Source organism: Bacillus sp. AFS001701, assembly GCF_002559405.1.
GTDB lineage: Bacteria > Bacillota > Bacilli > Bacillales > Bacillaceae_G > Gottfriedia.
In genome coordinates, this window is the sequence record NZ_NTZO01000272.1 from 1 (window position 1) to 11,568 (window position 11,568).

Sequence of the window (11,568 nt, forward strand, 5' to 3'; positions counted from 1 at the left end):
ATTGTTATTAAATTAAATTAATTTTTCTTTAAACTGTAAATACTCTTCTTTATTACTAGGTACTACTAAAGCACCACTTTGAATTTTATCTTTATATTCATTAACCTTTACTAAAATTGGGTCCTCAACATTATGATCCGCTAGTATTAATTTTATACCATCTTCATTTAAACCATAAATTAACGTTTTACCACCATGAAATTCATTCGATTTTGTTTGTTTAGCTAAATCATATACTGCCTGATCAATTTTTTTCACAAGTGAAATAAGAGTTACGTTTTCAGGTAAACCGTGTTTATACTCATTACGGTCAGCCCCTATTACCCATACTTCCCTTTGATTTGATTTCCTAATCTTTTTTGCAGCTGTAAACACGCCTTTACTTGTTAAACCTGCTACAGGAAAAATTATATCAACGTCTTTCATAAAAAAGTCATTTGCTATTCTTGAGCCTATTTTAGAGTCATTAAAGGTATTTGAATAGGCTGTAAGAACTTCAATTTCTTTATTTACTGATTTTACTCCAGAAATAAATCCATACTTATATCTGTTAATAATCTCATTGTCGTCTCCACCGATAAATCCAATCTTTTTTGTTTTTGTTTTCATTGCTGCTATTACACCTGCTAAAAAACTTCCGTCTTGTTCAGTAAAATTAATACTAATTACATTTGGTTGGTCAACACTCGAATCAATCACACCAAATTTAGTACTTTTATTGTTTTCTGCAACTTTATTCAATACAGAAGATAAATTATTACCTATTCCAATAATCAAATCATAATTTGCATCAGCCAGTTTAGTAATTTTCTTCTCAAAACCTTTAGTACTACTTGTTGTAATGTATTTATAATTCTTATCTTTTTTTAAATTTTCCTCTTTAGCAAATTTAGTAATACCTTTCATAGCAATTGAGTTTAAATAACTATTATTTTTACCATTTGAATTTGAAACAATCCCAATTTTGAAAGTATTACTAGACTCTTGATTATTACTGCAAGCCGAAATGACGACTGCAAATATCGAAATTAAGATTAATGCAGTCTTTTTTATATACAAAATCATTCACCTCATTCGAATACAATTATTTCTAGTATGAATTTTCGATTATTGTTTTATTCGTTGAAAAGAAGAGGGATTAGGAAATTGAGGGTTTTTGGATCAAAATTTTTAAAGCAGGAAGTACATATACCTCCTGCTTACACGGTGCTGAAAACATTTTTATTATTTAATTATCGAATTTTCGTAAAAGGAGTTAAGTGTTGTTGATTTTCACTACAGGATGCTCGCTTTCCAATCAGAAAAGCAGGAATAATTAGTAATTCCTGCTTTTCTACTAACCTTTATTCATTCAAATGTTCCTTTTACTAATACTTCTTTATCTTGCATCATTATTTTTCCTTTTGAAATAACTGCTTCTATTTCAAGCGTGGCTTTATTTAGGAAGACTAAATCTGCATCGTATCCATTTTTGATTTGTCCTTTTTGTAATTTTAATATTTCGGCTGGGTTTTTAGTGATTACGCTAATTGCCTCTTCAATCTTGATACCTTCAATTAAAATTGCGTCTTTTACTTCGTCATATAAACTACTTACTCTTCCTACCTTCATACCCCGTAGTATTCCGTTTTCATCAAAATCGGGTAGACTACCTTGTCCATCAGATGTAAACGTTATTTGTTGAATGCTAACACCTGAATTGAGCATTCTTTTCAATCCTACGCTACATTTCACTTCACCATTATTCAAAAAGTGTGGGATTGAGCTAGTTGTAAAGTCAACAAACCCTCCTTTTTTAGCAAAGTTAATTCCAGCTTCAAATAAATAGCTATTACGGTTAATATGTGTTGGGTAAAATTGAGTAATTGGTAATTCGGTTTCTTCAACAATCTCCTCGATCATTGATAACATTTTTTTACTATCTCCAATATGTACATTTACAACGCCGGACTTTCCTGAAAGCAAGCCCCCATTTCGAGCTTGTGCAGCTATTCTTGCAAATTCTTCCTTTGTCGGTTGAGATGATCGATGGTCCGAAATAGCTATTTCTCCAACACCGATAATCTTATCAATTAGGATGATGTCTTCTTCAATCTTAGAAAATAACGTTTTGACAGGTGTTTGGTACGAGCCCGTATAGACAAATGAAGTAATTCCCTCTTCTTCTAATGCTCTACATTTTGCAAGTAGACTGGCCATTGTTCTTGTTGTTCCATCTGTACCAATTACTCCTACTACGGTGGTGATTCCTCCGTTAATACAATCAGACAACAATAATTCTGGTGTTCTTGTTTTAAAGCCACCTTCACCTCCGCCACCAATAATATGCACATGAGCATCAATGAAGCCAGGCACAATATAGTAGGCAGATGCATCAAATATTTGTAAAGGAACCGAAGATGAGGTAATGTCTATTTCTTCATGAACATACTCAATTTTTTCATTCGATATTAAAATATCGTTTTTACCTATTGACTTTGGGGTAAAGATTTCGCCATTTTTTATGAGTAACATATATACCTCCGATTGGATAATATTGTTTAATTTCAGATTACCATATCTGTCTGTTTTATGATTCATTCTTGCTTTTTAGCAACTGTTAAAAATGATCTAACAAACTATACATACAGCTATAAAATATTGAAAACATTAAATCTCTAGATTTGTTCATAATACTCTCATAGTTAAAAATGATTCAATGAAAATAGGAGGCATTTTTATGAGTAGAGCAATGAAAGAAGAATTAGCAAATGCTATTACTCATGGGATTGGTGCAATACTATGCATCCCAGCACTATATTATTTAATTAGTAAGGCTATGCATAAAGGGACACCCTGGCATTTAATTTCCTTTACAGTCTTTGGTTTGTCTATGTTGCTACTTTATATTTGCTCAACATTGCTTCATAGCGTTAGAGACCCAAAGCTAATTAGGCTATTTACAATTTTAGATCACTCGGCAATTTATTTATTAATCGCTGGAACTTATACGCCATTTTTACTCGTAACTTTAAGGGGTAGAATTGGCTGGTCCTTATTTACAATTATTTGGGGCTTGGCAGTTTCAGGTGTAATCTTTAAATTTATATATGTTAATAGGTTTGAATTATTTTCAACAATTGTTTATTTAATTATGGGTTGGTTAATGATGTTTGCAATTAAGCCTATTTATGTAGGACTATCTGGAATAGGATTTTTCTACTTATTATTAGGAGGGCTATTTTATTCGATTGGCACAATTTTTTTCCTAGTCAAACGCTGGCCATATAGTCATGCAATTTGGCATTTATTTGTATTATTAGGAAGTGCATCTATGTATTTTTGTATATTTAAATTTGTAGTTTAAAAAAAGCGCTTCATTTTAAATGAGCGCTTTTAGTTTTATTATTCAATAATCTCTTTAATATAGTTAGTTAATTCTTTGGCATCTGTTATTCCAATTTGTTCAGGATAAATTGGTGGAAATACTTTAAGTATAACATTTGCAGGTTTAATACGATTACCATTAGCTTCTAAAATATTAAAAGTCCCTTCAATTCTTACAGGAATAACTGGAACCCCTGATTTCGTTGCTAAATGTAGGCTCCCTGATTTAAATTCACCCATTTGACTACCCTTACTTCGAGTACCTTCTGGAAAAACAACTAATGAATGGCCATTTTTAAGTTTATCAACGCCTTCTTTTATAGCTTTAAGTGATTGTCTTCGATCACTTCTGTCCATAAATACACTATGCATTTGTTCCATCCAATCTGGTACAATCGGTAGTTTTTTTAATTCGATTTTTGCAATGAATCCAATAGGCTTATTTAAATATCCTAATAATAGTGGAATATCAAAATTACTTTGATGATTACTTACAAATAGGACTCCTTCGTCTCTAGGAATATTTTCGATCCCTTCAACCTTTACTTTACTACCAGTACAGCCAATCATCATTTTCCCGAAATAATCAGGAAATTGGTGCATTATACGGTCTTGCTCATGTACAGGTAAATCTTTTGGTATTTTTTTTACTGATGATAATTTTAGCTTTGCTTCAATTACACCAACTACAATGCGTGTTGCAGCAAATATTGTGCGAAACATATTAATCCTCCGATAGTTGAGTATGTTAATTATTATACAAAATGCCCAACCACTTGAAAAGTATTATCCATCCTGATTATTTAATAAAACGAGAAACAAAAAAAGAATCGGCTTTTATTTGCCGATTCCTTAATACTGTGAATCTTTAGTTCGAAACTTTTGCTCCACTGAATTCTGCAGCAAGAACTTTAGCTTTTTCAATTGCGTTAGCTTTAATTTCTTGTGCTTTATCTGGCATTGCAGCCATACCTTCTACGAATAATGTAGTTACATCAGTAACACCTACAAAGTTTAAGATACTTGTTAAGTATGGGCTAGAGAAGTTAATTCCAGATGCAGGACCTTCTGAATATACGCCACCGCTTGCTTGGATGTGTACAGCTTTTTTATTCTCAAGTAAACCAACTGGACCATTTTCAGTATATTTAAATGTTTTACCAGCAATTGAGATATTATCAATAAAGTTTTTTACAACTGATGGGAAACTAAAGTTCCAGAATGGTGTAACAAATACATACTCATCAGCTTGAGTGAAAATTTCTAAGTTACGATTCATAGCAGCTAAAGTAGCTTGTTGATCAGCACTTAATTCTTCAAAAGCAGTACCGTTTCCTAATTTGCCCCATGCATCAAATACATTTCCATCTAACATAGGAACATTTTCTTTAAATAAATCAAAATGAACAACTTCATTTTCAGGATTTGCTTTTTTGTATTCATTAATAAATGCTTCCCCTACAGATAGACCAAATGAATTTTCAATTGCATTTGGGTTTGCAGTAATATAAAGTAATTTTTTCATCTTAAACATCTTCCTCTCAGTTTCATTTATCTTTAATTCGAGATTTGTTTTTAAAAATCAAGGGATAATCAAATCCCTTAACCTCATAATAATATCTCTAATTCAAGATGTCAATACTTTTTTTCATAAACAAAATATCTAAATTTAATTTTTGATTTTTCATCGACCTGTACATCAGAAACAGATTTTACATTCCATTCATCCTTTGAAAAATTCGGAAAAAAAGTGTCGCCTTCAAAGTTATGTTCAATTTCAGTAATATAAAGTGTATCTAAATATGGGAATGTTAAATTAAAAATTTCAGCCCCACCAATAATAAATAAATCTTTATTTTTATTTTCCTCAACATAACTTATAACGTCATTAATGACTGTAACACCTTCAGCTTGAAAATCCTTTTGTCTCGTCACAACGATATTTTCTCGGTTTGGAAGTGGTCTACCAATCGAATCAAAGGTTTTTCTTCCCATAATAATTGTATACCCAGTAGTTACTTTCTTAAAATAAGCAAGCTCTTGTGGAAGATGCCAAGGCATCTTATTATTTAAGCCGATTACATTGTTTTCTGACATCGCAACTAATGCAGCAATCATACACTTACTACCCCTTTGATCGCAGGATGGCACTCATAATCTTCTAATGTAAAATCCTCATATTTAAATTCAAAAATGTTTTTGATTTTAGGATTTATCTTCATTTTTGGTAATTTATGAGGCTCTCTTGTTAGTTGTAAGTTAATTTGATCAAGATGATTTGTATAAATATGAGCATCTCCAAATGTATGGACAAAATCACCTAATTCTAAATCACATACTTGAGCAATCATCATTGTTAATAGCGCATAAGATGCGATATTAAATGGAACTCCTAAAAAAATGTCAGCTGACAAAATCTTCAACCAAGTTCGTTAATCTTGGCCCGTTCTTAAAAAGAACTGCTACATGTCACCATGCAGATGAGACTATATCACGACCTCATATAAGATATAAGGTCCCTTGCATTTCGGGTGCCAATCACTTGCACCCTACTCCATATTTGGATAGTCGTTAGGCATTTATTATTCTTTGTAATTATGAAATTTGGGAATTGAGAATGTTATAAACTCCAGGTTTATATTTCATAAAACCACCTACAAAGAATAAATTTAGCACGGGATTGTCTTTATTTAAGAGTTTCCCCGTTTAGCAAGGTTTTCGGTACAGATTACTCTGTAAAGGCGCTCAGAATTAACGCTGATAAAGCTGACAAGAAAGTTTTCCATCATTCACATAGAACTGGAAAAAACAATGACATGGTGCTAATGCCATCTTATCAAGTTCTCCAACATTCCATGCAGAAACAATTATTCTTCGAGAATCTGGATTTGTTTTTATTTGATTAATTACTTCTGAAATTTGATCAATTGTTGAGCCATCAGCAGCTTTCCATGATCTCCATTGTTCACCATATACAGGGCCCAAATTACCATTTTCATCGGCCCACTCATTCCAAATACGAACACCATTTTCTTTTAAATATTGAATATTAGTGTCGCCTTTTAAAAACCATAATAATTCATGAATGATTGATTTTAAGTGAACTTTCTTTGTAGTTACTAAAGGAAAGCCATCTTGAAGATTAAATCGCATTTGATAACCGAATGTACTCATTGTTCCTGTTCCAGTACGGTCTGTCTTTGTCATGCCATTATCTAATACGTGTTTACATAAATCTAAGTATTGCTTCATATTGACCTCCTAATTATGTATTGTTTATTCTTAATAATCTTCTTCGTTAATTTCAATATAGCCAAAATGAAATTCTGATGATTTGCGGATTAATTGATTAAATCCATATTTTTTAAATCTTTCACTTCTAAAATGATCTTTCAATACTATTCTTTTTTTGGCAACGCGCTTAGCTTCATTGATTACTTCATATGTTAGGTCATCATATGATGCTAAATTTTTCAATGCTGCAATACCCGAAGAGGCTTCGATATTTTTTTCAAACATCGGATCAAAATAAACAATATCAAAAGATTGATCTGGAAGTGTCTTCAAATAAGTTTTATAATCTATATTTTTTACTTCAATTTTATTAATGATATTCGACCAATCTTTAATGTTCTGTTTATTTGTTTTTAAACCTTTCTTAGTTAGGTAAGCAATAATTTGGTTTTTCTCTAAGCCTAAAACTTTACCTTGGTCACCTACAACATAACTTGCAACAATACTATCTGAAGCCATTCCAAGTGTACAGTCTAATAAAGAATCACCTTTTGTTAATAAACAAGCGTCACAAAATGGATCATGTTCACCCTTCATCAATCGTCTAATTCTAAAAACTGAGGAGTTCGGGTGAAAAAAATATGGAATAGCTTGATCATCCTCATACCATTCTAATCTATTTTTACCTAAAACAAGTATAGGTTTTTTAAATTTACCATAGATTTCTTCAATGCTAAATTCTTTCCGGAGAATTAACTGTCCATTTAAGTCTGAAGCAATTATCTCTGCTTCCTTTTCTAAATAAACATCTGGTCTTAAGCAAGTTGTAATAATCATAAGTCTCCTTAATTAAGAAAAAAAGAGGAAAAATCCTCTTTTTACATTTGTGCAAATATTGATTGAATTCTTGCTTTAATATCTTCAGGAGTTGAGCCTTCGATTTGTTCACGAGGAATAAATCCAACTACCTCTTTACCTTTAAATACTGCCATTGAAGGTGAAGACGGTGGGAAGTCAGCTAAATATTCTCTTAACGTCGCAGTCGCTTCCTTATCTTGTCCAGCAAACACTGTCATAACTTTTGCAGGTTTTTTCTCTGATTCAATAACAGCTTGAACTGCAGAAGGTCTAGCAAGTCCAGCAGCACAACCACAAACTGAATTGATTACAAAAAAAGCAGTATCATTTAATTCGTTCATAAATGACTCGACTTCTTCCCCAGTAGTTAATTCTGTAAAACCATTTGAAGTTAATTCCTCTCTCATTGGTTTTACGATCCCTTTCATGTACTCATCATATGCATTCATTGGTTTGTTTCTCCTTTGTCATTTTCTATTTTATTACGCTCAGTCATTTGTTTCCAAACTGAACCTAGTGCTTCCTCACCATTCTCAATTCGATGCAATGCAAGTTGAACTTGTAATTTCACTTCGAATTCTGGGTCTTCTAATGCAGCTTTTAATGCTGGAATTGCACTTTCATCACCTAGTTCAAAAAGAAACATTGCTGCACGCCATCTAACTAATTTACTAGGATCTTTTAATGCTTCAATCATAGCTGGCATGGCTTCTTCAAATCCTAAGTCTGATAAACAATCTCCAGCAATTCGTCTTACACCGACTGCCTTATCCTTTAAAGCCTCATATAAATAAGGTAACACTAATTCTGATTTTAACATACCTAAATAAGCTGTAGCTAATCTTCTTATTGAAACATGGTCATCTTTTAATGCGATTTCTAGTAAAGGTAGGTCTTCAAGGGTAGGATCGATTTTTACAAATCTCGCATACCTTTTTTTCCAATCTTTTTCTTCAAAAATATCTGCAGTAAATGGTTCAAATTTAGGAACTTCTTTTTTCTCAGTATTGGATACATCATTCGTCATCACTTCGTTGACGATATTCTTTATGTCGTTTTCAGTGTGAGTAGCCGTTAATTCATCAATAATTTCTTTCTCAATTGTTGCTAATTCGCCATAACGAATTCCATAATCTATCCACTGTCTTTCAAATACTACATTTGATGCAGATGTTGTTAGTTTCATAATTGCTTCTTTATAGAATGGAGGTAAAGCTGCTCTTTGTTCTTCGCCATTTACAATTAATTTCAACTGCATTGGTATATTATGATACATTTGAACAAATACTTGTACCTCTCCAAAATGATTATCTATTATCGTATCATTAGTAGCTTCATCATTTACTTCTTCACCAAATACATTTCTGACTTGAAGCAAAATGGTTTGCCAATTTGCATTTGACTTACGATCAATGGCAATAAAATCAGCTACATGATAGACACTTTTGATTCCTTCTATTCCTAATATCTCTTGAATTATTAATGGAGCCTTATCAATATTATCAATAGAATAATGATTTCTACTTCCTGATGGCAATTCCTCATCTAATAACACTTTCATTGTATTAGGACTTGGTGTTGGTTCAATTGACTTAATTTTCATCTTAATCTCCTCTTCTTGTTATTTAGTCCATTCTATCAAAAAGAGGAAAAACTCACTATTGTAACGCCTTAACGAATTCTTCAAAGTCATTTGTTCTAGATTCGATTGCGTTGTGAGTTAACTCTTCAGATCGACGAGTAAAAAGGTGAAATTTCTCAACTATTATTTCTGTCACATAAATAGGTTTTTCAGATTCCTTTACATAACTTGAAGTTTTTATAACTCCTTCAATAGAAACTTCCATCCCTTTTTTTGCTTTTTTAGTAGCATATTCAGCAATGGGACCCCATAATTTTACTGAAACATAGTTCGTTCTCGTTTTTTTCAGATAATCTGAATAAACATTCGTAGCAATATTAATAAAAGTTGTTTTCCTTCCATTCGGTGTAGTTTGTAAAATGGGCTCTTTCGTTAATCTTCCTACTAATACAACATTGTTTATCATTATTACCATCTCCTTTATTTTTTTCTACAATACAAAATTATTGTAAGTTCGTAAAAAAAGGAAAATAGTATTTTAAATGAACTTTTATTTTTAAAAATTCATTATGTGATATAAAAACTTGAATAGTAAAATGACATCATAATCCAAAACTCAAAATTAATACTCTACTTTAGACTTTCTACTAAATCACTTAAAACTGACCAACGCTCCATTTTCTGTTCAAGTTGAGCTTCTTTTTCCTCAATATCTTTAGAAAGTTTATAAGCTTCATCAAAATTAGAGCCTACACCTTGTAATTTTTCATTTAATTGCTCAATCTCATTTTCCAATTTTTCGATATTTGATTCAATGCTATCCCATTCTTTTTGTTCTTGATAAGTTAATCGCTTTTTCTTTTGTTCTTTTTGATAAACTGGTTTTTCAATTGGTTCTTTTATAGCTTCAACTTCACGTTTTTCGTTCGATTGTCGTTCTAAATAATCCGTATAGCTTTCTAATGTAGATGAAATTTTTCCTTCACCTTCGAAAATTAATAATTTATTTGTAACTTTATCTAAGAAATAGCGATCATGTGATACGGTAACTACTACTCCACTGAAATTCTCAATATAATCTTCTAAAACTGTTAAAGTATCAATATCTAAATCGTTTGTTGGCTCATCAAGTAATATTAAATTTGGAGCAGTCATTAAGAGTCTTAATAAATATAGTCTTCTTTTTTCGCCACCTGAAAGTTTTCCCAATTGTACTCCGTGCGATTGAGTAGGAAATAAGAATGTTTCCAGCATTTGTGAAGCTGAAATTGTTTTTCCATCTGGTGTATGAATGACTTCTGCTTCTTCCTTAATATAATCAATCATTCTCATAGTTGGATTCACATTCTCTTGTATTTGAGTATAGTATGCAACTTTTACTGTTTGCCCAATTTCGATTTCACCAGAATCAACTTGTTCTTCTCCAACAAGCATTTTCAATAAAGTTGTCTTCCCCGCACCGTTTTCACCAATTATTCCAATTCGATCAGTTTGAAGTAATAGTAAGTTAAAATTATCTATGATCTTTTTCTCGTTAAACGACTTATTAACATTTATAAACTCAACAACTTTTTTACCTAAACGAGTTTGTTGAAAGTTCATCTCTAATTCCACTTTTTCTTGATTGTTGAGTTTACCCGAAAGGTCATCAAATCGTTGAATACGAGCTTTTTGCTTAGTCGTTCGAGCTTTTGCCCCTCTTCGCATCCAAGCTAATTCTCTTCTAAATAAATTGTTTCTTTTTTCATTAGTAGCTGCCTCTTGCTCTTCTCGAGCAGCTCTTTGTTCAATATAATACTGATAGTTTCCTTCATATCGATAGATATTACTATTTGAAAGCTCTAATAGTGCTGTAGTAACTTCATCTAGAAAATAACGATCATGAGTAACAAATAATACTGCGTTTTGTAATCTTTTTATGTATTCTTGTAAAAATAAGATACATTCATAGTCCAAATGGTTCGTAGGCTCATCTAGAATTAATAAATCACATGGATGTATTAATGCTTTTGCTAAGGCTACTCTTTTCTTCTGACCACCTGAAAGTAATGAAACATCTAAATTTAAATTTGATAAACCTAGTTTCGATAAGATTGTCTTTGCATTAGCTTCTAAATCCCAACCATTTAATGAATCCATTTCAGCTTGTAATTTTAGTAATTCATTTTGTAATCCTTGATTAGATGGATCTTCTCCAAGTGCTTGTAAAGTTTTTTCATATGATTTTACTAAAACCATTACTTTATCATCACTCTCAAATACTGCTTCAAGAACCGTTTGCTTTTTATCAAAGTCTTCATGTTGAGGCAAATAACTTATTACATAATCCTTTGGAGTCGTAATTTTACCATCATCAGCTGACTCGACACCTGCAATGAGTTTTAATAAACTTGATTTACCAGTTCCATTTATACCTAATAATCCAATTTTCTGTCCTTCGCTTACGGTAAATGAAATTTTATCGAATAAAGTTTTATCCCCATAAGTTTTGATTAAATTCTCTACACTTAAAATCTTCATATTTTAAA

The 11,568-nt window shown here is 31.6% G+C and carries 12 protein-coding genes and 1 pseudogene; 1 reads left to right on the top strand and 12 read right to left on the bottom strand.

Annotated elements, in window-relative coordinates; all coding sequences use genetic code 11:
- Positions 1 to 12 precede the first annotated feature (12 nt).
- Complete coding sequence (locus tag CN514_RS17470; RefSeq protein ID WP_176525953.1) at positions 13 to 1,059, bottom strand: BMP family lipoprotein; 1,047 nt, start codon at positions 1,057 to 1,059, stop codon at positions 13 to 15.
- A gap of 288 nt (positions 1,060 to 1,347) precedes the next feature.
- Positions 1,348 to 2,514, bottom strand: a complete 1,167-nt coding sequence (iadA, locus tag CN514_RS17475; RefSeq protein WP_098233701.1) for a beta-aspartyl-peptidase — start codon at positions 2,512 to 2,514, stop codon at positions 1,348 to 1,350.
- 205 nt (positions 2,515 to 2,719) lie between these two features.
- Here iadA and trhA point away from each other — a divergent pair, with 205 nt between their 5' ends.
- Complete coding sequence (trhA, locus tag CN514_RS17480; RefSeq protein WP_286141735.1) at positions 2,720 to 3,346, top strand: PAQR family membrane homeostasis protein TrhA; 627 nt, start codon at positions 2,720 to 2,722, stop codon at positions 3,344 to 3,346.
- Between the two features lie 38 nt (positions 3,347 to 3,384).
- Here trhA and CN514_RS17485 read toward each other — a convergent pair whose 3' ends face one another.
- From CN514_RS17485 to CN514_RS17530, 10 genes and pseudogenes are all read right to left on the bottom strand, one after another.
- Positions 3,385 to 4,089: a lysophospholipid acyltransferase family protein gene (locus CN514_RS17485; RefSeq protein WP_098233703.1), complete on the bottom strand. Its 705-nt coding sequence runs from the start codon at positions 4,087 to 4,089 to the stop codon at positions 3,385 to 3,387.
- A gap of 145 nt (positions 4,090 to 4,234) precedes the next feature.
- Positions 4,235 to 4,891 (bottom strand): FMN-dependent NADH-azoreductase, encoded by a 657-nt coding sequence (locus CN514_RS17490; protein ID WP_098233704.1) that lies wholly within the window; start codon positions 4,889 to 4,891, stop codon positions 4,235 to 4,237.
- Positions 4,892 to 5,001: 110 nt separating this feature from the next.
- A complete protein-coding gene (locus CN514_RS17495) occupies positions 5,002 to 5,484 on the bottom strand; it encodes a dihydrofolate reductase (RefSeq protein WP_098233705.1) in 483 nt (160 codons plus the stop codon).
- The gene (gene thyA / locus CN514_RS17500; protein ID WP_483295022.1) at positions 5,481 to 5,780 is read right to left on the bottom strand and encodes a thymidylate synthase; all 300 of its coding nucleotides are present in this window, start codon (positions 5,778 to 5,780) and stop codon (positions 5,481 to 5,483) included. The genes CN514_RS17495 and thyA (CN514_RS17500) overlap by 4 nt, the downstream gene beginning before the upstream one ends.
- Before the next feature lie 340 nt (positions 5,781 to 6,120).
- Positions 6,121 to 6,618: pseudogene (thyA, locus tag CN514_RS17505) on the bottom strand (thymidylate synthase); the annotation flags it as partial.
- A 30-nt stretch (positions 6,619 to 6,648) separates the two neighbouring features.
- The gene (locus CN514_RS17510) at positions 6,649 to 7,437 is read right to left on the bottom strand and encodes a class I SAM-dependent methyltransferase (protein WP_098233706.1); all 789 of its coding nucleotides are present in this window, start codon (positions 7,435 to 7,437) and stop codon (positions 6,649 to 6,651) included.
- Between the two features lie 41 nt (positions 7,438 to 7,478).
- Entirely contained in the window at positions 7,479 to 7,907 is a 429-nt protein-coding gene (locus tag CN514_RS17515; RefSeq protein WP_097979342.1) for a BrxA/BrxB family bacilliredoxin, read from the bottom strand.
- The gene (locus tag CN514_RS17520; protein WP_098233707.1) at positions 7,904 to 9,061 is read right to left on the bottom strand and encodes a conserved virulence factor C family protein; all 1,158 of its coding nucleotides are present in this window, start codon (positions 9,059 to 9,061) and stop codon (positions 7,904 to 7,906) included. The genes CN514_RS17515 and CN514_RS17520 overlap by 4 nt, the downstream gene beginning before the upstream one ends.
- A gap of 55 nt (positions 9,062 to 9,116) precedes the next feature.
- Complete coding sequence (locus CN514_RS17525; protein WP_176525954.1) at positions 9,117 to 9,506, bottom strand: single-stranded DNA-binding protein; 390 nt, start codon at positions 9,504 to 9,506, stop codon at positions 9,117 to 9,119.
- A 164-nt stretch (positions 9,507 to 9,670) separates the two neighbouring features.
- Positions 9,671 to 11,560: an ABC-F family ATP-binding cassette domain-containing protein gene (locus CN514_RS17530; RefSeq protein WP_098233709.1), complete on the bottom strand. Its 1,890-nt coding sequence runs from the start codon at positions 11,558 to 11,560 to the stop codon at positions 9,671 to 9,673.
- Positions 11,561 to 11,568 lie beyond the last annotated feature (8 nt).